The 26,916-nt window shown below is 61.8% G+C and carries 25 protein-coding genes and 1 pseudogene; 16 read left to right on the plus strand and 10 right to left on the minus strand.

Going from position 1 to position 26,916, the window contains the following annotated elements; all coding sequences use genetic code 11:
- Positions 1-19: 19 nt before the first annotated feature.
- Entirely contained in the window at positions 20-589 is a 570-nt protein-coding gene (locus tag L6D81_RS05275; RefSeq protein WP_236178170.1) for an antibiotic biosynthesis monooxygenase, read from the minus strand.
- A gap of 210 nt (positions 590-799) precedes the next feature.
- Between L6D81_RS05275 and L6D81_RS05280 the strand changes: the two genes are divergently transcribed.
- Entirely contained in the window at positions 800-1,759 is a 960-nt protein-coding gene (locus tag L6D81_RS05280) for a MerR family transcriptional regulator (protein WP_236178171.1), read from the plus strand.
- A gap of 3 nt (positions 1,760-1,762) precedes the next feature.
- On the opposite strand, the gene L6D81_RS05285 is transcribed toward L6D81_RS05280, so the two are convergent.
- Positions 1,763-2,368, minus strand: coding sequence for a hypothetical protein (locus tag L6D81_RS05285; protein WP_007957217.1), 606 nt, complete (start codon positions 2,366-2,368; stop codon positions 1,763-1,765).
- Positions 2,369-2,422: 54 nt separating this feature from the next.
- Entirely contained in the window at positions 2,423-2,899 is a 477-nt protein-coding gene (locus tag L6D81_RS05290) for a PAS domain-containing protein (protein WP_236178172.1), read from the minus strand.
- Between the two features lie 152 nt (positions 2,900-3,051).
- Between L6D81_RS05290 and L6D81_RS05295 the strand changes: the two genes are divergently transcribed.
- Entirely contained in the window at positions 3,052-3,507 is a 456-nt protein-coding gene (locus L6D81_RS05295) for a flavodoxin (RefSeq protein ID WP_236178173.1), read from the plus strand.
- Here L6D81_RS05295 and L6D81_RS05300 read toward each other — a convergent pair.
- Complete coding sequence (locus L6D81_RS05300; RefSeq protein ID WP_236178174.1) at positions 3,497-4,384, minus strand: LysR family transcriptional regulator; 888 nt, start codon at positions 4,382-4,384, stop codon at positions 3,497-3,499. The two genes, L6D81_RS05295 and L6D81_RS05300, sit on opposite strands and share 11 nt — an antisense overlap.
- A 95-nt stretch (positions 4,385-4,479) precedes the next feature.
- Here L6D81_RS05300 and L6D81_RS05305 point away from each other — a divergent pair, with 95 nt between their 5' ends.
- From L6D81_RS05305 to L6D81_RS05340, 8 genes are all read left to right on the plus strand, one after another.
- The gene (locus tag L6D81_RS05305) at positions 4,480-4,866 is read left to right on the plus strand and encodes a CidA/LrgA family protein (protein WP_236178175.1); all 387 of its coding nucleotides are present in this window, start codon (positions 4,480-4,482) and stop codon (positions 4,864-4,866) included.
- Positions 4,856-5,542 carry an LrgB family protein gene (locus L6D81_RS05310; protein WP_007957226.1) on the plus strand — a complete coding sequence of 229 codons (687 nt, stop codon included), beginning with the start codon at positions 4,856-4,858 and terminating at the stop codon, positions 5,540-5,542. The genes L6D81_RS05305 and L6D81_RS05310 overlap by 11 nt, the downstream gene beginning before the upstream one ends.
- A 132-nt stretch (positions 5,543-5,674) precedes the next feature.
- Positions 5,675-6,457 (plus strand): class II aldolase/adducin family protein, encoded by a 783-nt coding sequence (locus L6D81_RS05315; RefSeq protein WP_236178176.1) that lies wholly within the window; start codon positions 5,675-5,677, stop codon positions 6,455-6,457.
- On the plus strand, positions 6,457-7,359 hold the full coding sequence (locus L6D81_RS05320) for an alpha/beta fold hydrolase (protein ID WP_236178177.1): 903 nt from the start codon (positions 6,457-6,459) through the stop codon (positions 7,357-7,359). Before L6D81_RS05315 ends, L6D81_RS05320 begins: the two co-directional genes overlap by 1 nt.
- A gap of 152 nt (positions 7,360-7,511) precedes the next feature.
- Complete coding sequence (locus tag L6D81_RS05325) at positions 7,512-8,423, plus strand: SDR family oxidoreductase (RefSeq protein WP_236178178.1); 912 nt, start codon at positions 7,512-7,514, stop codon at positions 8,421-8,423.
- A gap of 545 nt (positions 8,424-8,968) precedes the next feature.
- A complete protein-coding gene (locus L6D81_RS05330) occupies positions 8,969-10,762 on the plus strand; it encodes a DUF1302 domain-containing protein (RefSeq protein WP_236178179.1) in 1,794 nt (597 codons plus the stop codon).
- Positions 10,763-10,785: 23 nt separating this feature from the next.
- On the plus strand, positions 10,786-12,153 hold the full coding sequence (locus tag L6D81_RS05335) for a DUF1329 domain-containing protein (RefSeq protein WP_236178180.1): 1,368 nt from the start codon (positions 10,786-10,788) through the stop codon (positions 12,151-12,153).
- 139 nt (positions 12,154-12,292) lie between these two features.
- On the plus strand, positions 12,293-14,839 hold the full coding sequence (locus L6D81_RS05340) for a LuxR C-terminal-related transcriptional regulator (RefSeq protein ID WP_236178181.1): 2,547 nt from the start codon (positions 12,293-12,295) through the stop codon (positions 14,837-14,839).
- Positions 14,840-14,843: 4 nt separating this feature from the next.
- Here the strand turns inward: L6D81_RS05340 and L6D81_RS05345 are convergent, their stop codons facing one another.
- Positions 14,844-15,626 (minus strand): IclR family transcriptional regulator, encoded by a 783-nt coding sequence (locus L6D81_RS05345; protein ID WP_236178182.1) that lies wholly within the window; start codon positions 15,624-15,626, stop codon positions 14,844-14,846.
- A 163-nt stretch (positions 15,627-15,789) separates the two neighbouring features.
- On the opposite strand from L6D81_RS05345, the gene hmgA reads away from it, so the two are divergent.
- From hmgA to L6D81_RS05365, 4 genes are all read left to right on the plus strand, one after another.
- Positions 15,790-17,085 carry a homogentisate 1,2-dioxygenase gene (gene hmgA / locus L6D81_RS05350; protein WP_236178183.1) on the plus strand — a complete coding sequence of 432 codons (1,296 nt, stop codon included), beginning with the start codon at positions 15,790-15,792 and terminating at the stop codon, positions 17,083-17,085.
- A 3-nt stretch (positions 17,086-17,088) separates the two neighbouring features.
- Positions 17,089-18,393, plus strand: a complete 1,305-nt coding sequence (gene fahA / locus L6D81_RS05355; protein ID WP_236178184.1) for a fumarylacetoacetase — start codon at positions 17,089-17,091, stop codon at positions 18,391-18,393.
- Positions 18,394-18,405: 12 nt separating this feature from the next.
- Positions 18,406-19,044, plus strand: coding sequence for a maleylacetoacetate isomerase (gene maiA / locus L6D81_RS05360; protein ID WP_236178185.1), 639 nt, complete (start codon positions 18,406-18,408; stop codon positions 19,042-19,044).
- An 81-nt stretch (positions 19,045-19,125) separates the two neighbouring features.
- On the plus strand, positions 19,126-20,523 hold the full coding sequence (locus L6D81_RS05365) for an MFS transporter (protein WP_236178186.1): 1,398 nt from the start codon (positions 19,126-19,128) through the stop codon (positions 20,521-20,523).
- Here the strand turns inward: L6D81_RS05365 and L6D81_RS05370 are convergent.
- Positions 20,447-21,250 carry a SirB1 family protein gene (locus L6D81_RS05370; RefSeq protein ID WP_039769388.1) on the minus strand — a complete coding sequence of 268 codons (804 nt, stop codon included), beginning with the start codon at positions 21,248-21,250 and terminating at the stop codon, positions 20,447-20,449. The genes L6D81_RS05365 and L6D81_RS05370 overlap by 77 nt on opposite strands.
- Before the next feature lie 184 nt (positions 21,251-21,434).
- Between L6D81_RS05370 and L6D81_RS05375 the strand changes: the two genes are divergently transcribed.
- On the plus strand, positions 21,435-22,454 hold the full coding sequence (locus tag L6D81_RS05375; protein ID WP_011332519.1) for a Glu/Leu/Phe/Val dehydrogenase family protein: 1,020 nt from the start codon (positions 21,435-21,437) through the stop codon (positions 22,452-22,454).
- Positions 22,455-22,607: 153 nt separating this feature from the next.
- Here L6D81_RS05375 and L6D81_RS05380 read toward each other — a convergent pair.
- Positions 22,608-22,865 (minus strand): annotated as a pseudogene (locus L6D81_RS05380) (YebG family protein); the annotation flags it as partial.
- Positions 22,866-23,158: 293 nt separating this feature from the next.
- Between L6D81_RS05380 and L6D81_RS05385 the strand changes: the two are divergent.
- Positions 23,159-23,659 carry a phosphate-starvation-inducible protein PsiE gene (locus L6D81_RS05385; protein ID WP_007957255.1) on the plus strand — a complete coding sequence of 167 codons (501 nt, stop codon included), beginning with the start codon at positions 23,159-23,161 and terminating at the stop codon, positions 23,657-23,659.
- Here L6D81_RS05385 and L6D81_RS05390 read toward each other — a convergent pair.
- From L6D81_RS05390 to L6D81_RS05400, 3 genes are all read right to left on the minus strand, one after another.
- The gene (locus L6D81_RS05390) at positions 23,656-23,973 is read right to left on the minus strand and encodes a DUF3509 domain-containing protein (protein ID WP_236178187.1); all 318 of its coding nucleotides are present in this window, start codon (positions 23,971-23,973) and stop codon (positions 23,656-23,658) included. The genes L6D81_RS05385 and L6D81_RS05390 overlap by 4 nt on opposite strands.
- Positions 23,974-24,173: 200 nt before the next feature.
- Positions 24,174-25,475, minus strand: coding sequence for an HAAAP family serine/threonine permease (locus tag L6D81_RS05395; RefSeq protein ID WP_236178188.1), 1,302 nt, complete (start codon positions 25,473-25,475; stop codon positions 24,174-24,176).
- A 63-nt stretch (positions 25,476-25,538) separates the two neighbouring features.
- Positions 25,539-26,915, minus strand: a complete 1,377-nt coding sequence (locus tag L6D81_RS05400; RefSeq protein ID WP_236178189.1) for an L-serine ammonia-lyase — start codon at positions 26,913-26,915, stop codon at positions 25,539-25,541.
- Position 26,916: the final 1 nt, after the last annotated feature.

A 26,916-nucleotide genomic window follows, 5' to 3' on the forward strand; every position in this document is an offset into this window, starting at 1 on the left:
AGCGACGCGAGCGACGGCTTCAGCGATTTTGCGTGGACGGGGCGCTGGGCAACGGGCGCGCAGGCGCCGGGTTGAGCCAGCCGGCCAGCAGGCGGGTCGACAGCGGAATGAAGAAGTAGACCATCAACGGGGTCAGGCACAGCGTGCTGACGAAGATCTTCGGCAACAGGCTCATTTCCGCAAGCAGCGGAGCCAGGACGAAATTGAACAGCAGCGACACCGGGAAGAATGCCAGCCAGATCGCCACGGCCTGTTTCCAGCGCGGCGGGCGATGCCCGGCGGCACCGAACCAGCCTTCGATCCCGCTGACCCGATGTTCGGTCGGGTGGGCAAACAGATCGCTGCCACGGGCCAGCCACGCAGTGCGCGATGCCGAGTGCTCCCATGCGTGCAGGGTCTGTTCGTCGACGAAGCGGAAAATGATCTGGAATTCATCGTCGCCGGGAGGCGGAGCCAGTACGCCGGAGCCGAGGTAACCGGGGAAGTCGGTGGCCAGTTGCTCGCCTTCTCGCAGCCAGGCGATCAGATCCTGATAACGACCATTGGCGACACGACGCGCGACCATCAGCGTGACGGGGGAAGTAGACATTGTGTATCTCCGTATTGCATGTGCGTCGTTCCGGGTAAGAACTTCGCCTGACGCAGCGCGGGGTAGAGGGCTGCGTCTTTTGACAAGCAAGGATTATTCCTTGTTTTCGTGACGAACCCGAGACTTTCGTTCCATTTGATCGCTTGAACCCTCATGGTGCATCAGGAGTAGAATGGATCCAACTTTGCCAACAAGGACGTGTCCGCACCAATGCCTGTGATCACAGACGTTCGCCCTGCTTCGCAGGAATCTGTTGCGCTGGAGCGCGAGGATCTTTTCCCTATCCGCGAAGTGGCGCGTTTGACCGGTGTGAACCCGGTGACGTTGCGCGCATGGGAGCGACGATACGGGTTGATCCAGCCGATGCGCACCGAAAGTGGGCATCGTTTGTATTCGATGACCGATATCGAGCGCGTTCGCAGCATCGTCGACTGGATCGATCGGGGTGTGGCGGTGAGCAAGGTCGGCAAGATCCTGGCCAAGACCGAACCAGCGAAGGTGCTGGCCCACTTCATTCCGGATGATCTGGTGCAGGCGGACTATCTCCAGTGGCAAGAACAGGTCAGGCAGGCAGTCAGCTCATTCGACGATCAGTTGCTCGATCGGGTCTACGGGCAGATTTTCTCCTCCTATGCCTTGCCCGTGGTGTTTCAGGACATCCTGATGCCGCTGTGGCTGCAAATGCTGCAGCGTCAGGATGCGTTCGGGCAAACCAGTGAGTGGCTGTTCTTCGACGGATTCCTGAGGGCCAAGGTGCTGCAGCGGATTGTCGTGCTGCGGGGCGTGCAGCCGCGCAAGGTGATCATCAGTGCACTGGCCGGTCAGTGCCGCGAGCTTGAGTTGTTGGTCGCGGCGCTGTTTCTCAGCGGCAATGACGAGGGTGTCAGGGTGTTGACCACCGGTCAGCCGTTCGACGAACTGACGCTGGTGTGCGAGAGGGTCAAACCCCAGGCCCTGGTGCTGTTTTCCAATCACGCCCCGACCCCCGAGCTGCCGCGACGGCTGAATCGTCTGGCGTTGAGTCTTGATTGTCAGTTGATGCTGGCGGGCGATACGGCCGATCTGGCGCAGGACAGCCTGGCCGGATCATCGGTCGGCTGTCTGGGCAATGAAGGGACGACCATGCGCCAGCGCATGAATCAGTTTCTGGCGGGGACGCTGGACACCTGAGTATCAGGTGTGCAGGGCTGGGTGAGTCAGGCGATGTTGTTGCAGGATGAACTGGCGCAGACGCTCGGTCTCGTCGGCATCACTCTGGCTTAACTCGTAGGCATAAAAGCCGCTTTCGGTTTCCCGCTCGAACGTGCCGCGCAGGGAAATCCGCTCGTAGCCCGAGGGGCTGAACCACAAGGCAAAATGCTTCGGCGGTTTGGTCTTGTTGCGCACTTCCAGCAGCACACCCTTGTGCGACACCTCGTGCACCCACAACGTACCCGGCTGGCCCTTGGCATTTTCCAGTGCCACCGGTTCTTCCAGGGTCAGACGCCATGGGCGCACCATCGGCCCGTCTTCATAAATGCTCGGTACACCCAGGCGCAGGTGCAGGGCGTGGAATTCGTCTTCCACCAGATGCAGCGGGAACGTCATCTGCTGATTTTCGAAGTTGGCCTGGATGGTGACTTGCTCATGGGCCGCCAGACGCGTGAGCAGATCACGGATCTGCGAACCACCATTGACCAGCAGGCTCGACGTCGCATCTCGCACGTTGAGTTGCGGGTTGTGTTGCATGGTCTGGATGAAATCCAGCTCATCCTGAGTGAGGAGGGCGTCGCGCTGCATGGCTAACTCGAAATGAATAATTACAAAGTCATTGGTGATTGTAGTTAATGACAATTAGTTCGTTGTTTTGTTTGCGCCGTTCGTCGCTTTCAAAGCAGCGACTTCGGCTTCGAGTGCCGCCACCTGGGCTTCCAGCTGCACAACCCGTTGCTGCGCCTTGACCTGAACGGTGACGTCCTTTTGCACGCCGACGAAGTAGGTCTGCCCGTCGTCGGCATTTTTTACCGTCGACAGGGACAGTTCGTTCCAGAACGGGGTGCCGTCCTTGCGATAGTTGCGCAGGATTTCGCGGCAGGAACCACCGTTTTTCAGAGCCTCGCGAATCAGACCCAGGCTGGCCTGGTCGCGATCACCGGCCTGCAGGAAGCGACAGTCCTGATAGAGAATTTCTTCGCGGGTGTAGCCGGTCAGTTTTTCGAAAGCCGGATTCACGTAGATCAGGATGTTGTCCTGATCGCCTTCCTTCTCAGCTACCACAATCCCGTCGTTTGACGCGTTGATCACCATTTGCAGCAGGCTGGCATTGATCATCTTTGAATCCTTTCAAGGTTGTCAGTGGCGGGCATTGTAGAAGAACGCCCAGCGCTGTCTACTGGCCATCGGCGCTGATCGAGAGCCAATCGCAACAGGGCGTCGCTGGCTGTTACTATCGCCGCTCTTTTTTCAGTTTCAGGATCAGATTGATGAAAGTCGCCATCCTCTCCGGCTCGGTGTACGGCACGGCCGAAGAAGTCGCTCGCCACGCTCGGAACCTGTTGAACGCCGCCGGTTTTGAAACCTTCTACAACTCCCGCGCCAGTCTTGCCGATCTCCAGGCCTTCGGCCCTGACGCCTTGCTGGGCGTGACCTCGACCACCGGCATGGGCGAGCTGCCGGACAACCTGCAACCGTTGTATTCAGCCATCCGCGATCAACTGCCGGCGGCCTGGCGTGGTTTGCCTGGCGCCGTGATCGCCTTGGGTGACGCCAGCTACGGCGACACTTTTTGCGGTGGCGGCGAGCAACTGCGCGAATTGTTCGGCGAGCTGGGCGTGCGCGAAGTGCAGGACATGCTGCGTATCGACGCCAGCGAAAGCGTCACCCCGGAAACCGACGCCGAGCCTTGGCTGGAACAGTTGATCGCCACGCTCAAGGGCTGATCCCGCGCTCGCGCAACAGCGCCAGCCAGGCCTGGGCAGCCTTCGACAGGTAGGCGCCGTGGCGCCAGATGAAGGCGATGTCCCAGCGCAAGTAGTCCGGCGCATTCAGGGTCAGGCGCACCACGCCTGGCCGCACCAGACCGCGTGCCACCACGCTGGGCAGCAACACCACCCCTTGCCCGGCGGCGACCAGCGCCGCGAGAAAGTCCGCCTGCCCGCTGCGTCCGCCTTCCTTCGGCGTGAAGCCCATCTGCTGGCAGGCCTGGAGCAAGCGGTCGTTGAGCACGAAACTGCGCTGATACAGAAGGAACGGCGTATCGGCCAATTCCTCCAGACCGATTTCACCTTTTGCCGCCAGTGGGTGATCCACCGGTAGCAGCGCATCCAGCGGTTCATCGCAGAACGGCTGGAAGTCGAATTGCGGATCTTTCGGCAGCAGACTGCCGCCCAACTCCAGCTCCCCACTGAGCACCGCCTGTTCGATGTTACGGCTGCCACCCTCAAGCAACTGCACGCTGATGTTCGGGTAGCGCCGTCGGTATTCGGCGAACAGCCCGGCAAACAAGGCATCGCTGCCCAGCAAGGGCAATCCGAGACGTAACTCGCCGCGTGCCAATTGGCTGAGGTCATCGAGTTCGCTGAGCAATTCATTGCGTAACCGCAGCATGCCTTCGGCCCGCTGCAGCACCACGCTGCCGGCGGCGGTCAGGCGTATCTGCGAGCCCAGCCGTTCGAGCAACGGTGTGCCGAGGCTCTGTTCGAGCTGGGCGATCTGCTTGCTCACGGCGGACTGACTGATGTGCAGGGTTTTCGCCGCTTGGGTGAAACCGCCCTGATGCATGACTTCGACGAAGCTTTTGAGTTGTTTGAATTCCATGGCTTGATTCCAGATTGGAATGGCTTTGAGTCTAACAATTCGCTTCGGAGATGGTAGCCGGGTTCGTAAGATAGGCACCTGAAAGGAGCCCACCGATGAAAGCCTCGACCCTTAAATACCTCTCTCGACTGCTGGCCGAACTGGCCGTGCTGCTCGCGCTTTACCTGCTCGGCTGCCAGATCGCAGCGTGGCTGGCCTGGCCGATTCCCGGCGGCGTGATCGGCATGGCGCTGTTGCTGCTGGGTTTTGCGTTCGGCTGGGTCAAACCGGCGGCGCTGCAAATGGGCGCCGGCCTGTTGATGGCCGAGATGCTGCTGTTCTTCATTCCGGCACTGATGAGCCTGCTGGATTACGGCACATTGCTGCGTGATGACGGCTGGCGGATCTTGTTGGTGATCGCGGCCAGCACATTGATGGTGATGCTGGTGACCGCTTTTACTGTGGAACTGGCCGTGCGCCTGAGGCGGTCCCATGAAGCTTGAGCTGATGCCGATGTTCTGGCTGGCGTTCACGTTGCTGGCTTATCTGTTCAGTCGCTGGCTGTATCGCCGGACCGGGCGCTACGTGCTGTCGCCACTGATCCTGGTCCCCGCATTGCTGCTGGCGCTGGCCGTGCCGCTGCACACCGCTTACGCCGAATATTCGAGCAACACCCACTGGCTGATGCTGGTGCTTGGCCCGGTCACCGTGGCGTTTGCGGTGCCGATCTGGCAACAGCGGCGATTGCTGGTGCGGCATTGGTCGGCATTGCTGCTGGGCATGCTGGCCGGCAGTGCGGCGTCGATCGCCACGTCGTTCGGCCTGGCGAAGGCGCTGGCGCTGGACAGTTCGGTGACACTGTCGCTGGTACCGCGCTCGATCACCACGCCGTTCGCCATGCCGCTGGCGCAGGACCTGGGCGGTGTGCCGGAGCTGACAGCGGTGTTCGTGATGTTCACCGGTGTGTTCGGCGCGATGCTCGGCGGTGTGCTGCTTAAATGGCTGCCGTTGCGCAGCGCCCTGGCGCGCGGTGCATTGTTTGGCGTCGGTGCGCACGGGGCCGGGGTCAGTCGGGCCCATGAAGTGGGCGGGGAAGAGGGCTCGGTGGCGGGGTTGGTGATGGTGCTGACCGGGCTGCTCAATCTGTTCGCCGCGCCTTTGTTGGCGTCGTTGCTTTGACATGGATCCAGGCTGCTTGCGTCGCTGACTCGTTCAGTCATCAAGCTGGCTGCCAATGCAACTACGCGACCGTCCGGGGCTGACTAGACTGCTGACACACGCAAAAACAATAAGAACGCAGAGGTGCATACAGTGAGCGTAGCCCCCGTCCCTTCGTCCGTGAACGTCAAAGATCAGGTCAGTGCCGCGGAATGGCAGACCCGGGTCGATCTGGCCGCCTGTTATCGTCTGGTCGCGCTGCATGGCTGGGACGATCTGATCTTCACCCACATTTCCGCCAAGGTGCCCGACACCGAAGATTTCCTGATCAACCCGTTCGGCCTGATGTTTCATGAGATCACGGCCTCGAGCCTGGTGAAGGTTGACCAGGCCGGCAACAAACTCATGGACAGCCCTTACGAGATCAATCCCGCCGGTTATACGATCCACAGCGCCGTGCATGAAGTGCGGCACGACGTGGCCTGCGTGCTGCACACCCACACCGCTTCGGGTGTTGCGGTGTCGGCGCAGAAGCAGGGCGTGTTGCCGATCAGTCAGCAATCCTTGTTCGTGCTGTCGAGCCTGGCCTTTCACGCCTATGAAGGTGTGGCGCTCAACCATGAAGAGAAAGCGCGGTTGCAGGCGGATCTGGGCGACAGCCATTTCCTGATGCTGCACAACCATGGCCTGCTGACCTGCGGCGGCACCATCGCCGACACGTTTCTGATGATGTTCACCTTCCAGCGCGCCTGCGACATCCAGGTCATGGCGCAGACCGGCGGTGCCGAACTGATCGCCATCGAACCGCAGATTCTGGCAGGCGCCAAGGCGATGATTGCCGGCGTCACCAAAAGTGCTCAAGGCATGGGGGGCGCGCTGGCCTGGCCGGCGCTGCTGCGCAAACTTGATAAACAAGACCCGGGGTACAGACTCTAATGCCTCTCGCCGAGATTCCTCTGAGTGTCTGGCGCAAACGCAGCCAGACGTTTGTCTTCCGGGGTCAGCCGATCCGTTACTGGACGGCCGGGCAGGGCGATCCGCTGCTGCTGATCCATGGCTTTCCGACGGCCAGTTGGGACTGGCATTACCTGTGGCAACCGCTGTCCCAGCGCTACCGGGTGATTGCCTGCGACATGCTCGGCTTCGGCGACTCGGCCAAACCGCTGAGTCATTCCTACAGCCTGCTGGAGCAGGCCGATCTGCAACAGGCGTTGTTGGCGCAGCTGCAGGTCGAACAACCGGTGCACATTCTGGCCCACGACTACGGCGACAGTGTCGCCCAGGAACTGCTGGCCCGGCATTACGACGATCAGATCGACGTTGCCAGTTGCGTGTTCCTCAACGGTGGCCTGTTCCCGGAAACCCATCGACCGCTGCTGGCGCAAAAGCTGCTGCTCAGTCCTTTGGGCTGGATGATCGGCCGGGCCTTTACTCGCGATGCGCTGGTGAAAAGTTTCCGTCAGATTTTCGGCCCGGACACCCGGCCCAGCGAAAGTGAGATGGATGATTTCTGGAGCCTGATCGAATGCAATCGCGGGCAACGCGTCATGCACAAGCTGATTCATTACATTCCCGAACGCCGGGTTCAGCGTGATCGCTGGGTTGCGGCGATGCAGCGTGGCGAGGTGCCGTTGCGGGTGATCGATGGCGAAGTCGATCCGATTTCCGGTGCGCACATGGTCGCGCGTTATCGCGAGTTGATCCCTGACGCGGACACCGTGCTGTTGCCGGGCATCGGTCATTACCCGCAAATAGAAGCGCCGGCGCAGGTGCTCAAGCACTACCTCGAGTTTCGCGATCACTTCGTGTTGCCGCCGCGCAAAGTGGCGTGTTCCTGATTTGGTGCCCGAGGCGCCTGGCGCCTCGGCAGGTTTTCATCATCCCCCAGCCTTATCGCGCACCATTCAGCCCCAGCCGTGTTCGTTGTGACCGCACGCTCTGTGCCTGAGACTCAAGGACACTGTCCCTCAGGCCTGCTGGAGTTGCCCCGATGAATGAGTCTGTGCGTTTCGAAGATAAAGTCGTGATCGTCACCGGAGCCGGTGGTGGCCTGGGACGCGCTCACGCTTTGCTGTTCGCCAAACAGGGCGCCAAAGTGCTGGTCAACGACCTCGGCGGCTCGACTCAGGGCGAAGGCGCCAACGCTTCGGCCGCCGACCGCGTGGTGGCGGAAATTCGCGAGGCCGGCGGCATCGCCGAAGCCAACCATGACTCGGTCACCGACGGCGACAAACTGGTGCAGAACGCGCTTGATGCGTTCGGCCGTGTCGATGTAGTGGTCAATAACGCGGGGATCCTGCGCGACAAGACTTTCCACAAAATGGAGGATGCCGACTGGGATCTGGTCTATCGCGTCCACGTCGAAGGCGCCTACAAGGTGACCCGTGCTGCGTGGCCGCACCTGCGCGAGCAAAACTACGGGCGAGTGATTTTCACCGCGTCGACCTCGGGCATCTACGGCAACTTCGGCCAGTCCAATTACGGTATGGCCAAACTGGGTCTCTACGGCCTGACTCGCACCCTGGCCATCGAAGGTCGCAAGAACAACATCCTGGTCAACGCCATCGCCCCCACCGGCGGCACGCGCATGACCGAAGGCCTGATCCCGCCACAAGTGTTCGAACAACTCAAACCGGAACTGGTCAGCCCGCTGGTGGTGTACCTGGCCAGCGAACAATGCCAGGAAACTTCAGGCTTGTTCGAAGTCGGCGGCGGCTGGATGGGCAAGGTGCGCTGGGAGCGCAGCCTGGGCGCCGGGTTCGATCCTCGCGTCGGATTTTCCCCGGAAGACGTCGCGGCGCACTGGCAGCAGATCTGTGATTTCGAAGGCGCGGCGCACCCGAAGGACAACATCGAAGCGCTGAAGGAAATGATGGGGAATCTGCAGAAGTATTCGCTCTGATCCCTTGGGTCATCCGGCAGGACTTTCCCCGTCCTGCTTTCCCCTTTGAGTGCTCGCCTCCAGCGCCTGCGCCGCTGACTTGCAACAAAAACCTTCGCCCATAAAAAAGGCCGCTGCAAACGCAGCGGCCAAGGTAAGACGTTGGATCAAGGAGCTACAAATCAACGTCAGTGAACACCGGGGGCGATGGATCGAAAAACGCTTCGCACCATCAGAAATCGGTTGCCGGCGACTCGGTCGCGGACTTTGTGCTTTCTCGCGGTCTGCCGTGAAAGCCCGCTCAGAATAAGGGCTGATGCCTCAGGGAAAAATAGCGATTCCAGACATGCACTGTTACGGGGCGCGTAACAGTGCCGCGCACCGGGCAGGTCATTATCCGTTACGTTGATAGTGGTCCATCCAGCCTGTTCATGGCGGGCGCAAAGCCTCGTCGCAGGTGGGCATTCATCCTTTCGAGCGACAGCGTGAATACCTCCTTGGTGCGCTTATCCTCACCGTGGCGCGGCAGTAGGGTGGGGCCTTCTGTCACTCACCGGGGAAGACGCATGACAAAAACAACAATGCGCGCCATCTTCACGCCGCAGGCGCTTGCCGCTGCGGTGGCTTTGGGTTGCTGTGCCCAGGCGCACGCGGTCGCTTTCAATATCGGGGAAATCGAAGGCACGTTCGACTCGTCGCTGTCGGTCGGTGCGAGCTGGGGCATGCGCGATGCCGACAAGTCGCTGGTCGGTACGGTCAACGGCGGGACCGGTCAGTCTTCCACCGGCGATGACGGGCGTTTGAACTTCAAGAAGGGCGAGACTTTTTCCAAGATCTTCAAAGGCATCCACGACCTTGAACTGAAGTACGGCGACACCGGTGTGTTCGTGCGCGGCAAGTACTGGTACGACTTCGAACTCAAGGACGAAGACCGCGAGTTCAAACCGATCAGTGACAAGGGCCGCAAGGAGGGCGCGAAGTCTTCCGGGGCGCAGATTCTCGATGCGTTCGTCTATCACAACTATTCCATCGCCGATCTGCCGGGCACCGTGCGCGCCGGCAAGCAGGTGGTGAGCTGGGGCGAAAGCACCTTCATCGGCAACTCGATCAACAGCATCAACCCGATCGACGTTTCGGCGTTTCGTCGGCCTGGTGCGGAGATCAAGGAAGGGCTGATTCCGGTGAACATGCTGTTCGCCTCTCAGGGACTCACCGATCAACTGACGGTCGAGGGCTTCTATCAACTGGAATGGGATCAGACCGTCCTCGACAACTGCGGGACCTTTTTCGGTGTCGACGTGGCGGCGGACGGCTGCAACAACGGCTACACCGTCGGCAACCCGGCTATCGCCCCGTTGGCCCCGCTGGCGGCAGCCTTTGGCCAGCCGATCCAGGTGACCCGTGAAGGCGTGGTCGTGCCCCGTGGCGGCGACCGCGATGCGCGGGATTCCGGGCAGTGGGGCACGGCGTTGCGCTGGCTCGGCGATGACACCGAGTACGGTCTCTATTTCATGAATTACCACAGCCGCACACCGACCGTTGGCACCAGCACCGCCGGCCTTTCGACCCTCGCGGCGCTGCCGGGCATGGTCGGGATCGCAAACGGTCTGGCACCCGGCAGCGGATCGGGTCTGGCACAAAGCGTGATGCTCGGGCGCGGTCAGTACTACCTCGAGTACCCGGAAGACATCCGCCTGTACGGTGCAAGCTTCTCCACCACGCTGCCGACCGGCACCGCCTGGACCGGCGAGATCAGCTATCGGCCCAATGCGCCGGTGCAGGTCAACACCAACGACTTGACTCTGGCCTTGCTCAATCCGATTGCCGGCGGTGCCGCCTCGCCGCTGGTCACCTCCCCGGGTGCCGACAACAAGGGCTACCGGCGCAAGGAAGTGACGCAGATCCAGAGCACGCTGACGCACTTTGTCGATCAGGTCTGGGGGGCGCAGCGCCTGACCCTGGTCGGCGAAGCGGCGGTGGTGCGAGTCGGCGGCCTGGAGTCGCGCAACAAGCTGCGTTACGGCCGCGACTCGGTCTACGGCCAGTATGGTTTCGGCGGTGACACCGACGGTTTCGTCACGTCCACCTCCTGGGGCTATCGTGCCCGGGCGATCCTCGATTACGCCAACGTGATTGGCGGGATCAACCTCAAACCCAACCTGTCCTGGTCCCACGACGTCGCCGGCTATGGCCCCAACGGTCTGTTCAACGAAGGCGCCAAGGCTGTCAGCGTCGGAGTCGATGCCGACTACCGCAACACCTATACCGCGAGCCTGAGTTACACCGATTTTTTCGGCGGTGACTACAACACCCTCGAAGACCGTGACTTCGTGGCCCTGAGCTTCGGTGTGAACTTCTGATCTGCCCGAGAAGGATGAATGCAATGCGCAAGATGATTCTGCAATGCGGTGTCCTGGCCTTGAGCCTGTTGGCCGCCAATGTGATCGCGGCGGTGTCGCCGGAAGAAGCCAACAAGCTCGGCACCAGCCTGACGCCGCTGGGGGCCGAGAAGGCCGGCAATGCCGATGGATCGATTCCGGCCTGGACCGGCGGTATCCCGAAAAACGCCGGCGCGGTCGACAGCAAGGGCTTTCTGGCTGACCCGTTCGCCAGCGAAAAACCGCTGTTCACCATCACCGCTGCCAACGTCGACAAGTACAAGGACAAGCTGTCCGACGGCCAGGTGGCGATGTTCAAGCGTTACCCCGAAACCTACAGGATCCCGGTCTACCCGACCCATCGCACCGTGGCCGTACCGCCGGAAATCTACGAGTCGGCCAAGCGCAGTGCGCTCAATGTCACCAGCATCAACGATGGCAACGGCCTGGCCAACTTCACCGGCAACCGTTACTACGCATTCCCCATTCCCAAGAATGGCGTCGAGGTGCTGTGGAACCACATCACCCGTTATCACGGCGGCAATCTGCGGCGGATCATCACTCAAGTGACCCCGCAGACCAACGGCAGCTACACGCCGATCCGTTTCGAAGAAGAGATCGCCGTTCCGCAGTTGATGAAGGAGCTCGATCCGGAAAAAGCCGCCAACGTCCTGACGTTCTTCAAGCAGTCGGTCACTGCCCCGGCGCGTCTGGCCGGTAACGTGCTGCTGGTGCACGAGACCCTCGATCAGGTGAAGGAGCCGCGCCTGGCGTGGATCTACAACGCCGGCCAGCGCCGGGTGCGCCGTGCGCCGCAAGTGGCCTATGACGGGCCGGGCACTGCGGCCGACGGCCTGCGCACCTCGGACAACTTCGACATGTTCTCCGGCGCCCCGGACCGCTACGACTGGAAGCTGATCGGCAAGAAGGAAATGTACATTCCCTACAACAGCTACAAGCTCGATTCGCCGAGCCTCAAGTACGACGACATCGTCAAGGCCGGGCACATCAACCAGGACCTGACGCGGTATGAGCTGCATCGGGTCTGGGAAGTGGTTGGCACGGTGAAACCGAACGAGCGACACATCTACGCCAAACGCCACATGTACATCGACGAGGACAGCTGGCAAGTGGCGCTGGCCGATCACTACGACGGTCGCGGACAGCTGTGGCGAGTGGCTGAGGGACACGCTCAGTACTACTACGATCACCAGACCCAGGCCTACACCCTCGAAGCGCTCTACGACATCATCGCCGGCCGGTACATTGCCTTGGGGATGAAGAACGAAGAGAAGCACAGCTTCGAATTCGGCTTTGAAGCCAAAGCCGCCGATTACACCCCGTCGGCCCTGCGTTCGGAAGGCGTACGGTAAAGGTTGCAATACACGGGCAGGCAAAAAGGCGACCGCACGGTCGCCTTTTTTATGGGCGCCAATCAGCGTACTGAATACTCGTCAACAAGCGGCGGCGACAGGGCTAGGGTGAGCGTACAACGATAAAAAGGCGCAGCCGATGACCGCCATGACCTACGCTGCGGATCGTCCGGGATTCTTGCCCCGACTCTCCGCTCATCATCTTCCACGCTCACGTCTGACTGCATCGCTGCTCGAGTCTTCGGCACGGGTCCGGCTGATCTGCGCACCGGCCGGCAGTGGCAAAAGCACGCTGTTCACCGAGTGCCAGTTGCAGGCGCCCGCCGAATGTACGGTGTGCTGGCTGCCGCTGGCAGGCCTGTCGATCAGTGTCCCGGCATTTTGCGAGCGGCTGGCGCAGGCACTCGGGCTGGCAGCTGCGGATGAGTCGTCGCTGCTGCATTGGCTGGCGCGTCGGTCCTCGCCGGTGTGGGTGTTTCTCGACGATTACTGCCGTGTTGAAGACCCCGCGCTGGACGCGCTGCTCGACCGCATGCTGGCGCTCGCCAGTCCCGCCGTCACCTGGTGGATCGGTACGCGTCGGCGCCCGCAATGCAACTGGCCGCGCCTGTTGCTCGATGACGCCTTGTACGAGTGTGAAAGCGCGGCGCTGGCGTTGAGTCGCGGCGAGATCGCGCAACTGTTGCGTCACCTGCCATCCGTCCAGGCCGACCAGGTGGCCGCTCGGATACATCAGCGCAGCGGCGGCTGGTGTGCCGGGGTGCGGATGCTGTTGATGCAAAAGTGTGACTGGTCGCAAAAGACTTTGCCGCAGCAACGCATGGACACCCTGCTGGACTACCTGCAACACGAACTGTTCAGTGGTTTGAGCCCGGAGCTGGCCGAGGCCTGGCGAGTGCTGGCGCATCTGCCGCGGTTCAACGCCAGTCTGTGCGATCACCTGTTCGGTGTCGGCGAAGGGGCGCAGTGGATGCGCACCCTGCAAACACTCGGGTGTTTTATCGAGCCCTGGCAAGGGTCGCCGGACTGGTTGCAGGTGTGCGCTGCGCTGTCGCGTTTGATGCGTGATGAACCCTGGTCGGCTGGACGTTCCTGGCATCGCCGGGCCTGTCAGTGGTTTGCCGCCGGACAGCATTGGAAATGCGCCTTCGAACAGGCGTTGCTGGCTGAAGAGTACGAGGTCGCGGTGAGCCTGCTGCAGCACTTCAGTTTCGAGCATCTGTTCGAGGAGCAGACGGTCGTGCTGTTGTTGCGTCTCTACGAGCAACGCGGCGAGGAACTGCTGCTGGGTTCGGCGCAACTGGTCGGGCTGGTCACAGCGGCGCTGCTGTTCGCCGGACGATTTGCCCAGGCGGCGGACTGCATCGGGCAACTGGCGCGTTTTTTACCGCCCCGGTCGGCGGAACAGCAACGGCAACTGATCGCCCGCTGGCAGGCGCAGCAAGGCTGGCTGTTGCATCTGCAAGGGCGGATGGAGGAGGCGCGCGAACATTTCGAGCAAGCCTTGAACGATCTGTCGCCGCAGGCGTGGACCGCGCGTCTGCTGTGCCTGTCGGGCCGCACTCAGCAGGCGTTGCTGTGCGGTGACCTGGAGCTGGCTCATTCGATCAATCGTGAAGCGCTGTGCCTGGCCCGGGCGGAGGGTTCGTTGCTGTTCGAGGCGTTGCTGGAACTGGATCACGCCCAGTTGCTGGAGCAGCGAGGCGCATCGGCTCGCGCCGAAGAATTGCTGGTCAATCTGTGCGACATGCTCGGTGCGTCTGTCGAGCGACCGACGCCGTTGCTGGGGCGTATTGCCCTGCGTCGTGGGCGGCTGGCATTGAGCATGGGGCAGCAAGACCGGGCGGCCGAGTTGTTTCAACAAGGGCTCGACGATTGCCTGCGCAGCTTTGACAAGCGAGTGCTTTATGGCTTCCTGGGCCAGGCCCAACTGGCGGCCGATCAAGGTGATTATCCACAGGCGTTCATGCGTCTGCGTGATGCTGAGCGGCTCATGCAACAGCGGCAGATTCCGGACACGGTTTATCGCGGCGTGCTGTTGCAGGTCAGCAGTGAATTCTGGCTGCAACAAGGACGGCCCGAACTGGCTCGCGAAGCATTGAGTCGAGTGCTCAGGCACTATCGTGGCCCGCGCTCACGGCAGGCCCCGCCGGCAACGCTGGAACTGATTCCGCGCATCGAGTGTTTGCTGATTCTGGCCGAGATCCGATTGGGTCAGGCACGGCAGCCGATGGCGCATCTGCAGATTTTGCTTGAGCACGCTCATGCTAACCGGATGGTCGTGCTTGAAGCCGAATTGCTGTTGGCAATGAGCGAGGTGGCCTGGACGCTCAATGATCTGGAGTCTGCCCGGGGCTACTTCGACAACGGGCGAACGTTGGCCAGGCATTTCAATTTGCAGCGTTTGTCGATGAAGTTTGATCAGAAGGCGCTGAACCTATGGCCCGGTTCAACGCTTGCCGCTTCACTCGCAGATGACGGGGATAACGAAGGCTCACTGAGTTTGAGAGAGTCGCAGGTGCTTGGATTGATCGCGTCGGGGAGCTCCAACCAGCAAATTGCGGACACGTTGTTCATCTCGTTGCACACGGTCAAAACGCATGTCCGGCGCATTCACGCAAAACTGGGTGTCGAGCGCAGGACTCACGCCGTAGCGCGGGCGAGAATGCTCGGTTTATGCCGATGAACACTCACGCTGACTGATACCCCATCCGCCAGCTCACGGCCCGCGTCGCAGCCAATAACCGCTGCGCCGCCGGGCCGTTTTCGTCGGCGTGAAACAGCGAGGTCGGGCCGACGATGGTCAACACCGCCGCGACCTGCCCGAGGGCGTTGAACACCGGTGCCGACAGGGCATCGACGCCCGGCATCAGCAAGCCGTGAACATGATGCAGACCGCGTTCGCGGATCTGTTCGCACAATGCTGCATAAGCTGTTTCGTCTGCCAGCGGATGGCCGCCGCTGGCGATTTCCTGCTCGCGCAATTCGTCGGTTTCCCGGTGCGGCAGGTAAGCGCCGAACACCAGGCCGGTGGAGGAACTGAGCAGTGGCAATACCGAGCCCAGTTGCGTCACCACCGTCACCGCACGCACCGCCGGTTCGATGTGCACCACGGTCGCGCCCTGATTGCCCCACACCGCCAGGAAACAGGTTTCGTTGAGTTCGTCGCGCAGTTCGGCCAGGGGCAGGGCGGCGATTTTCAGCACGTCCATACTGTTGAGTGCGGCCAGGCCCACGCGCAGCGCTTCGCGGCCGAGGCCGTAGTGGTTGGTGGCGGTGTTCTGTTCGGCGAAACCACTGGCGATCAACGCCTGCAGATAACGGTGAACCTTGCTCGCGGGCATCTGCACATGTTCGGCCAGACGCGACAGTGAAGTGGACGGCGACAACTCGGCCAGGGCCTTGAGGATGTCGGTGCCCACTTCGGCGGAGCGGACTTTCTGTTTGCCATTGCTGTCGCTGGTTTTTTCCATGGTGTTGCCGTGTCCCGGAACGAATGGGCGTCTTTATAGCTTGACGCTGGTGAGTGAGCAAATTACGTTATGCGTAATCGCATTACGATAAAAATAACCCCGGCGTGCCAAGACCTCCGATCCAGAGTCTCCGGCCATGCCGACGCCCTGTTCAGGAGGCTCCATGAACCTCGATTCAGCCCTGGCTTACCAGTCCGGTTTCGGCAACGAATTCAGCTCCGAAGCGTTGCCCGGCGCACTGCCCGTCGGTCAGAACTCCCCGCAGAAAGCCCCGTACGGTCTGTACACCGAACTGTTCTCCGGCACTGCGTTCACCATGACCCGCAGCGAAGCGCGGCGTACCTGGATGTACCGGATCCAGCCGTCGGCCAATCACCCGGCATTCGTCAAACTGGAGCGGCAACTGGCGGGCGGCCCGTTGGGTGAAGTGACCCCCAATCGCCTGCGCTGGAACCCGCTGGACCTCCCGACCGAGCCGACCGATTTCATCGACGGCCTGGTGAGCATGGCGGCCAACTCCGCTGCCGAAAAACCGGCCGGGATCAGCATCTACCACTATTGCGCCAACCGGTCGATGGAGCGTGTTTTCTTCAACGCCGACGGCGAGTTGCTGCTGGTGCCGCAACTGGGGCGCCTGCGCATCGCCACCGAACTGGGTGTGCTGGAAGTGGCGCCGCTGGAAATCGCCGTGCTGCCGCGGGGTCTGAAATTCCGCGTCGAACTGCTTGATCCGCAAGCACGCGGTTATGTCGCCGAAAACCATGGCGCGCCACTGCGCCTGCCGGACCTTGGACCAATCGGCAGCAATGGCCTGGCCAATCCGCGGGACTTCCTGACCCCGGTCGCCGCTTACGAAAACCTGCAGCAACCGACCACCCTGGTGCAGAAATTCCTCGGCCAGTTGTGGGGCACCGAACTCAATCACTCGCCGCTGAACGTGGTCGCCTGGCACGGCAACAATGTGCCGTACAAATATGACCTGCGCCGATTCAACACCATCGGCACCGTCAGTTTCGATCACCCGGACCCGTCGATCTTCACCGTGCTGACGTCGCCGACCAGCGTCCACGGTCTGGCCAACCTCGACTTCGTGATCTTCCCGCCGCGCTGGATGGTGGCCGAGAACACCTTCCGTCCGCCGTGGTTCCACCGCAACCTGATGAACGAATTCATGGGCCTGATCCAGGGCGAATACGACGCCAAGGCCGAAGGTTTCCTGCCTGGCGGCGCGTCCCTGCACAGCTGTATGAGCGCTCACGGCCCGGACGGCGAGACCTGCACCAAAGCCATCAACGCGGACCTCAAGCCGGCGAAGATCGACAACACCATGGCCTTCATGTTCGAGACCAGCCAGGTGCTGCGCCCCAGCCGCTTCGCCCTCGACTGTCCGCAACTGCAATCCACTTACGACGCCTGCTGGGCCACGCTGCCCGCCACGTTCGACCCGACCCGGAGATAACCCATGACTCAGACTTCCATCACCCGCAGTTGGGTCGCCTCGGCCAACGGTCACGCGGATTTCCCGTTGCAGAACCTGCCGCTGGGCGTGTTCAGCAACAACGGTTCGGCACCGCGCGCCGGCGTGGCGATTGGCGAACACATCTTCGATCTGCAAGTGGCGCTGGAGGCCGGGCTGTTCGACGGCGCCGCGCGCAGTGCGGTCGAAGCCATGCACGGCGGTCAGTTGAACGCCTTCTTCGAGCTCGGCCGCGACGCCCGCGTTGCCCTGCGCGAACGCCTGCTGGAACTGTTCAGCGAAGGCAGCACCCATCGCGGCAACATTGAAGCCCAGGGCGCAAAACTGCTGCCACTGGCCGCTGATTGCCAACTGCACCTGCCGGCGCGCATCAGTGATTACACCGACTTCTACGTCGGCATCGAGCACGCGCAGAACGTCGGCAAACTGTTCCGCCCGGACAACCCGCTGCTGCCAAACTACAAACACGTGCCGATCGGCTACCACGGTCGCGCGTCGACCGTGCGCGCCTCCGGTGCCGACGTGCGCCGCCCGAAAGGCCAGACGTTGCCGGCCGGGGCGACCGAGCCGACCTTCGGCCCGTGCGCGCGTCTGGACTACGAGCTGGAACTGGGGATCTGGATCGGTCAGGGCAACGAGATGGGCGAGCCGATTGCCATTGGTGACGCCGCTGAACACATCGCCGGTTTCTGCCTGCTCAACGACTGGTCGGCCCGTGATATCCAGGCCTGGGAATACCAGCCGCTCGGCCCGTTCCTGTCCAAGAGTTTCATCACCAGCGTCTCGCCGTGGGTGGTGACTGCCGAAGCGCTGGCGCCATTCCGCACCGCGCAACCGGCGCGCCCGCAAGGCGATCCGCAGCCGCTGCCGTACCTGCTCGACAAACGCGATCAGGATGGCGGAGCCTTCGACATCGAGCTGGAAGTGCTGCTGCTCACCGAGAAAATGCGCGAGCAGAACCTGCCGGCCCATCGCCTGACCCTGAGCAATACCCGCTACATGTACTGGACGGTCGCGCAAATGGTCGCGCACCACAGCGTCAACGGTTGCCAGTTGCAGGCCGGTGACCTGTTCGGTTCGGGCACCTTGTCCGGCCCTGAAAGCGGTCAGTTCGGCAGCCTGCTGGAAATCACCGAGGGCGGCAAAAAGCCGATCGAACTGGCGTCCGGCGAAGTGCGCAAATTCCTTGAAGACGGCGACGAAATCATCCTGCGCGCCCGCTGTGCCCGCGAAGGTTTTGCTTCGATCGGCTTCGGCGAATGCCGTGGCACCGTGCTGGCGGCACGCTGACAGGAGCGGCGCATGGATCTCTACACCTATTACCGTTCCACCTCGTCGTACCGGGTGCGGATCGCGCTGGCACTCAAGGGCCTCGATTACCAGGCGTTGCCGGTCAACCTGATCGCGCCGCCCGGTGGCGAGCATCGGCAACCGGCGTACCTGGCGATCAATCCCCAGGGCCGGGTGCCGGCGCTGCGCACTGACGACGGCAAGTTGCTGATTCAGTCGCCGGCGATCATCGAGTATCTGGAGGAGCGTTATCCACAGGTGCCGTTGCTGCCCGAAGACCTCGTTGCCCGCGCCCGGGTGCGTGGCGTGGCGGCGGTGATTGGCTGCGACGTGCATCCGCTGCACAACGTCAGTGTGCTCAATCGCCTGCGCGGTCTGGGGCATGATGAGCCGCAGGTCAACGAGTGGATCGGCCACTGGATCAGTCAGGGGCTGGCGACGGTGGAGCAGTTGATCGGCGACAGCGGCTTCTGTTTCGGCGAATGGCCGTGCGTGGCGGACGTGTACCTGATTCCACAACTGTACGCGGCCGAGCGTTTTAACGTTTCGCTTGAGGCGTATCCAAGGATTCGTCGAGTGGCCGCACTGGCCACGGAACATCCGGCCTTCATCGCGGCGCATCCGGCGAATCAGCCGGACACGCCGAAGTAGCATTGGATGGCTCCCGTGCGGCGCACGGGAGCCATTCCGGTTACCCGCAAAAAATCATAAAAACAAAACAGGTACCTTGCGATGCACAACCAGATTGCCAGCTTTCGGGCGGCACTCGACGCCCGTCCTGTGTCCCGCTTTCAGTGGTTGCTCCTGATGCTTCTCGCCTTGCTGCTGGTCACCGACGGCTATGACGCCCAGGTGCTCGGTTACGTGGTGCCGGCACTGGCGCAGGACTGGGGCCTGGAAAAATCCGCGTTCGGCCCGGTGTTCAGCGCCAACCTGCTGGGGCTCACCCTCGGCTCCCTTGCTGTTACGCCGCTGGCCGATCGCTTCGGCGTACGGCGGATTCTGCTCGCCTGCGTGCTGATCTATGCCAGCCTCACGGTGCTGATGGTGTTCGCCGATTCCCTCAATACCCTGATGATCGCGCGCTTCATCTGCGGCATCGGCATGGGCGGTGCGATGCCCAGCGCCATGGCGTTGATGTCGGAATATTCGCCGCCACGCCTGCGCACGCTGATGGTGACGCTGGCGGCCTGCGGTTTTTCCTTCGGCGGGGCGGCGGGTGGTTTTGTCGCGGCCGGTTTTATCGACCGGTTCGGCTGGCAAGCGGTGTTTCTCGCCGGTGGTGTCACGCCGCTGCTGTTGTTTCCGTTTCTCTGGTGGATGCTGCCGGAATCCTTGCCACGGCTGCTGCGTGACGCTCCACCGTATGCGCGCCTGCGCAAGGTCACCGCGCGGATGCTGCCGGACTGGCAACCGCCCGCCGCATCGGTCGAGCAGAACGAGCGTGAGCAGGGCAGCAAACTGACGGTGGTGGAGTTGTTCCGCAATGGTTACGCCCGCCCGACCTTGCTGATCTGGGCCACGTTCTTCGTCAGCCTGATCCTGCTGTATTTCATGATCAGCTGGCTGCCGTCGCTGCTGCTGGAAAGTGGCCTGAAACTCAACGAAGCGAACCTGGTGACGTCGATGTTCCTGTTCGCCGGCACGCTGGGGGCGATCTGCATGGCGTGGTTCGCCGACCGGTTGAAAAGCAAGGTGCGCCTGTTGTCCGGCGTGCTGGCCGGCGCGGCGCTGTGCACGATCCTGCTGGGCCTGAATCACGACAACCCGCGTTATCTGGTGGCTTGTGTGTTCGCGGCGGGGTTCTGCATCATCGGCGGGCAACTGACGCTCAATGCGTTTGCCAGCAATTTCTATCCGGCCCACGTACGCGCCACCGGCACTGGTTGGGCGTTGGGCGTCGGGCGGTTCGGGTCGATTCTCGGGCCGTTGTTCGGCAGCCTGTTGCTGGCGATGCACATTCCGGTGGAGCAGATTTTCTTTTTCTGCGCGATCCCGGCGGTGATTGCGGCGTTGCTGATCATTCAGGTGCGTTCGCCAGCCACTGCCCTGTTCAGTGGACGACTGAGTTCGGCGGCAGATGCCCCAGCCGTTCCGTCAGTCGAAGTCGCTGAATCGGGTCGTCACTGAGTAATAGTGCGTGCTCCAGATCGAAACGCTCGGCGTTCGGGCAATCGAGGCGCTGGTACAGACTGGCCCGCGCCAGGTAGTCGGCGGCGCTGGCGTTGCCCAGTTCGAGCACGCGCTCGGCATCGATCAGTGCCGCAATAAAGTCGTCGTGGGTCAGGTGCAACTGACGCAGGTTGCGTGACAGACGCTGAAGCATCTGCACCGGCTCGGCAGTCAGCAGGTGATCGGCGCTGAGTTTCATCTGGTGGCCGTACTGGCGATGCAGCAGTTCGCGGCAGTCGTTCGGATACAGGCGCCGTCCACCGCACGGATCGAGCAGGTGATCGGCCCCGGGAACCTTGAGCAGGAAATGCCCGGGGAAGTTGACGCCCACCAGTGGAATCTCCAGGCCCCGGGCCAGTTCCAGAGCGATCAGTGCCAGCGCCAGCGGCTGGCCACGTTTGGTCTGCATGACTTTGTGCACCATCGCGGCCTGCGGGCGCAGCGGTATGAAATCATCCTGGGCAAAACCCAGATCGGTCATGCGCCGCAGCAGCGGTTGCGCCAGTTCGCTGACCGGCAGCAACGGCAAGCCATAGCTGACCCGCTGTTGCAGCTCCTTGAAGTCCTGCAACAGCGCTTCGGGATCGGCTTGTTTGTCGTGTTCGGCGGCCATCCACAACGCGGCTTCGAACAGCGCGGGCGGTGAACGGTGCAGACATTCGAAGAAACGTTGGCGCGGGCTCATCTCAATCTCCGGGGCATGCCTCGTTTTAGCCCCGTCTTTGCCATTCGTCCAGTGCCGGGCCGCTCTGCCATCGGGTTATGCCACAACCCTCTGACGGGTGACGGTGCTTATTCCGGCGCGCTTCAGCAATTTTCAGGCGCAAGCCTATACTGGCGTCTACCAGAAGTGATTCGGGAGCCTGCCGATGTTCGCTCTCATGCAAAGCACTCGCCTGGAATCGCTGCACCTTAGCGTTGATCCGGTGTCCGGATTGAAGGCGGTCATTGCCATTCATAACAGTCGCCTTGGGCCCGCCCTGGGCGGGTGTCGTTATCTTGCCTACCCGAACGACGAATCCGCAGTCGAGGACGCCATACGCCTGGCTCAGGGCATGAGCTACAAGGCTGCGCTGGCCGGCCTCGCCCAGGGCGGCGGGGTGGCCGTGATCGTGCGGCCGGCCCATGTGGAAAACCGCGCCGCATTGTTCGAGGCTTTCGGGCGTTGCATCGATCAGTTGGACGGTCGCTACATCACCGCCATCGACAGTGGCACCTCTGTGGCGGATATGGATTGCATCGCCCAGCAGACCCAGCATGTCACCAGCACCACTTCGGCCGGCGACCCCGCGCCGCATGCGGCGATGGGGGTGTTCACCGGGATTCGCGCCACGGCCATGGCGCGGTTGGGCAGCGACAACCTCGAAGGCTTGCGCGTGGCGATTCAGGGACTGGGCAATGTCGGTTACGCCCTGGCTGAACAGTTGCACGCCGCCGGTGCCGAACTGCTGGTCAGCGACATCGACCACGGCAAGGTGCAACTGGCGATGGAGCAGCTCAACGCCCACCCGATTGCCAACGACGCCTTGCTCAGCACGCCGTGCGACATCCTCGCGCCGTGCGGTCTCGGCGGGGTGCTCAACAGCCACACGGTCACCCAGTTGCGGTGCTCGGCGGTGGCGGGCTCGGCCAACAATCAGCTGACGCACCTGGATGTCGCCGATCAACTGGAACGGCGCGGCATCCTGTATGCGCCGGATTACGTGATCAATGCCGGCGGGTTGATCTACGTTTCCCTCAAGCACCGTGGCGAAGAGCTGACCACCATCACAGCGCACCTGTCGAAGATCAGTTCGCGATTGACCGAAGTCTTCGCCCATGCCCAGGCGGAAAAGCGTTCACCGGCACGGGTGGCGGACGAGTTGGCCGAGAAAGTGTTGTACCGCTGAGATTTGCCCGGACATGAAAAAGCCCCTGAGTCTTTCAACTCAGGGGCTATTCAATTCAAGTGTCGCTTATTTCGCAGCCTTCGCCACTTTGGCGGGTTTGGCTGGCGCTTCTGCCGGTTCAGCCGCGTCTGCCGTTTCGGTTGCCACAACCGGTGCAGTTGGTGCGTTGATCAGCTCCGACAGGGCATCAGGCTGGCTCTTGAACGCCCGGGCGAACACATCGCGGTTCTTTGCCATGAAGATCCCGACTTCTTCCACTTGCTGCTCGCTCAACGAAGGAACGGCTTTTTCCAGCACTTCGGCCAACAGTTCGGCCAGTTCGAGCATTTTGTCATGACGGTCAGCTTCGGCTTTATCCATGAACAAGCGCTCCAGATCTCGGCTGCTGCGGTATACCACTTCGACGGCCATTCACCACCTCACATGCCTTCACATTAAGTTGTCTTTGCGACTACTGTATCGATATACAGCGAAAAGGATAAGCGAATCCCTGCGCTTTGGGTAGTGGCATTTCAATGTAGACCGGATTCGTATTTTGTCAGCCCGACGCCTGCGCACAGGTGCGACCAAACGCCACGGCGCGGGTTTCGCGGCAGCTCGCCATGATGGCGTGGCCTCTTTTCTGCATGCATCTGCGTACGTGCGCAATAACCGTCACGTCCAACGCGCAACATCCGCTCGAACCGGGCTAAGGAACCTTCATCGTGAAAATCAACTGGGCCGAGAAACTGCGGCAAAACGTGCATCAACTGGCCGAGTCCCTGGGCAACCTGTTCGTCGAGACTTTCCACTACCTGGCGCTGTTCGCCATTGGTGCGGTGACCGCCTGGGCGGCGGTGATGGAATTTCTCGGGATGCTCGAGGAAGGGCACATCAAGATCGATGACATTCTGTTGCTGTTCATCTATCTGGAACTGGGGGCGATGGTCGGGATTTATTTCAAGACCAACCACATGCCGGTGCGCTTCCTGATCTACGTGGCGATTACGGCACTGACGCGGCTGCTGATCTCCAACGTTTCGCACCACAATCCGCCGGACATGGGCATCATTTACCTGTGCGGCGGAATTCTGCTGCTGGCGTTCTCGATCCTGGTGGTGCGTTACGCCTCGTCGCAATTCCCTTCGGTGAAAATCGAGAACCCGCACCGCAAGATCGGCACGGGTTCCAGTGAACATCCGGAAGTGGAGAAGGGCGAACTCTAAAGGCCGGCAGATGATCCGGGCAGGTGTTTGACCTGACGCGGTGGCGGAGTGATTCCGTCGCCGCGGGTCATGGCATCGAGGATCGCCATGGCGCTGTGGCCCTGCTCGATGGCGATGCCGAACTGAATGCTTTGCACCAGGCGTTTGAGGCGCTTGGGATCATTGCGCTGTTCGGCGCTGATCATCCGTTTGGCGACGATCCGCCCGCTGTTGGAGAGGGTCAGCATGATGCTGCCGTCGAGCCCCTGAATGCTCAGATTGATCTGATAGTCCGGCGCGAAAGCATCGGTAATGATCTGAAAAGGATTGTCCATGATGCGTCACCGCCTGATTGAACGTGCAGTTGTTGACCGGCCTTGATCGGGTTGGTTCGCCAAACCTGACCATCGGCCTTTCCGTGGTCCTGTCTTCTTCAGCGATGTAGCAAGGGACATGCCGGGAATATTGTCGAACAATGAAACCGGCCAAAAAAGAAGGCGAGCCCGTGGTTCGCCTTCTTCATTGGCGGCCCGTTTCAGGGCAGAACCGAGTAGATGATCGCTGACAGTGCAATCAGGCCGATCAGCACCACGAACACGTTGGACGCCTGGCCCGAATACTGGCGCAAAGCTGGCACGCGGCGGATCGCGTACATCGGCATCAGGAACAGCAGGCAGGCAATCACCGGCCCGCCGAGGGTTTCGATCATGCCGAGGATGCTCGGGTTGAACGTTGCCACGGCCCAGCAGCTGAGGATCATGAACAGCGCGGTCGCACGGTTCAGCCAGCTCGCCGACATCACCCGACCACGGCTGCGCAGGCTTTTGACGATCATGCCCTGGAAGCCTTCGCTGGCACCGATGTAGTGGCCGAGGAAGGACTTGGTGATCGCCACCAGTGCAATCAGCGGCGCAGCGTAAGCAATGACCGGGGTCTGGAAGTGGTTGGCCAGGTACGACAGGATCGAGATGTTCTGCGCCTTGGCCGCTGCCAGGTCCGCCGGCGACAGCGCCAGCACGCAGCTGAAGCAGAAGAACATCACGGTCACCACCATCATGCCGTGGGCCATGGCAAGGATGCCGCTGCTCTTGCGTTCGGCCTGTTCGCCGTAGCGTTGTTTCTGCTCGACGGCGAACGCGGAGATGATCGGCGAATGGTTGAACGAGAACACCATCACCGGAATCGCCAGCCACAGGGTCTTGAGGAACACCGACATTTCCATCGGTTCTTGAGCACTGGCGAAGAACGCGCCGTTCCAGTTCGGAATCAGGCTGATGCCGAGCAGCAACAGCGCGGCCACGAACGGATACACCAGCACGCTCATGGCTTTGACGATCACGCTCTGACCGCAACGGACGATGGCCATCAGACCGAGGATCAGCGCCAGCGACAGCACCGCGCGCGGCGGCGGGGCGATGTGCAACTGGTGTTCGAGGAAGCTGCTCAGGGTGTTGGTCAGCGCCACGCTGTACACCAGCAGGATCGGGAAGATCGCGAAGAAGTAGAGCAGCGTGATCAGCTTGCCGGCGCCGATGCCGAAGTGTTCTTCCACCACTTCGGTGATGTCACCGCAGCGGCCCGACAGCACGAAGCGGGTCAGGCCCCGGTGCGCGAAGAAGGTCATCGGGAAGGCCAGCAACGCCAGGATCAGCAACGGCCAGAAGCCGCCGACACCGGCGTTGATTGGCAGGAACAAGGTGCCGGCGCCGATGGCGGTGCCATACAGGCCGAGCATCCAGGTGGTGTCGAATTTGCTCCAGCCCTTGTGGGCGGTTTCGTTGTTGCGTGTGCGATCTGCAGCAGGATTTTCGGCAGCAGGTGTACGTACATCGGTCATCGTTTTTGCCTCGTTATTATTCTTGCTCGGGCTCACGTGTTACGGGCGGTCAGGGAGCGCTCCTCAGCACTCCACCCAGCTCACGGCCAGGCCGCCCCGTGAAGTCTCTTTGTATTTGTCATGCATGTCGGCGCCGGTATCGCGCATGGTGCGGATCACCCGGTCGAGGGAAATGAAGTGTTTGCCGTCGCCGCGCAGGGCCATTTGCGTGGCGTTGATCGCCTTCACCGCAGCGATGGCGTTGCGCTCGATGCACGGCACTTGCACGAGGCCGCCGACCGGGTCGCAGGTCAGGCCGAGGTTGTGTTCCAGGCCGATTTCGGCGGCGTTTTCCAGTTGCTCAGGCGTGGCGCCGAGCACATCGGCCAGACCCGCAGCGGCCATCGCACAGGCCGAACCGACCTCGCCCTGGCAGCCGACTTCGGCGCCGGAAATCGAAGCGTTTTTCTTGCACAGGATGCCGACCGCTGCCGCGCCCAGAAAGAACGCGACCACGTCATCGTCCGACGCGTCCGGATTGAATTTCATGTAGTAGTGCAGGACGGCCGGGATGATCCCGGCAGCGCCGTTGGTCGGCGCGGTCACCATGCGCCCGCCGGCGGCGTTTTCTTCGTTGACGGCGAGGGCGAACAGGTTGACCCACTCCATCGCCGACAGGGTCGAGCTGATGACGTTCGGCTTGCCGATTTCCAGCAGGCTGCGGTGCAATTTCGCCGCACGACGGGGAACATTCAGACCGCCGGGCAGGATGCCTTCGTGACGCAGGCCCTGCTCGACGCACTCGCGCATCACCGACCAGATGTGCAACAGGCCCTGACGGATCTCGGCGTCGCTGCGCCAGGCCCGTTCGTTGGCCATCATCAGTTCGGACACCCGCAGGTTGTGCTGCTTGCACAGCGCCAGCAGTTCGACGGCGCTGGAGAATTCGTAGGGCAACGCGACGTCGCCGGCCGGCGCTGCACCGGATTCGGCTTCGGCCGCTTCGATGATGAAACCGCCGCCGACCGAGTAGTACGTCTGCTCGAACAATGGGCCGGATGCACCGAAGGCTGTCAGCGACATGGCGTTGGGGTGGTAGGGCAAGCTCTCGTCCAGCAGCAGGAGATCGTACTGCCAGTTGAAGGCAATCGAACGTTTGCCGGCCAGAGAGAGCTGGCCGGTCTCGCGCAGTTGCTGGATGCGTGGCTCGATGGTCGACGGATCGATGCTGTCCGGCCATTCACCCATCAGCCCCATGACCGTTGCGCGGTCAGTGGCATGGCCGACGCCGGTGGCCGAAAGCGAGCCGTACAAACGGATTTCCACCCGCTGCACATCGTTCAGCAAATGCTGATCGATCAGGGCTCGGGCGAAGGTCGCGGCGGCGCGCATCGGGCCTACCGTGTGGGAGCTGGAGGGACCGATGCCGACTTTGAATAGATCGAAAACACTGATAGCCATG

The organism is Pseudomonas sputi (assembly GCF_021603585.1).
Taxonomy (GTDB): domain Bacteria; phylum Pseudomonadota; class Gammaproteobacteria; order Pseudomonadales; family Pseudomonadaceae; genus Aquipseudomonas; species Aquipseudomonas sputi.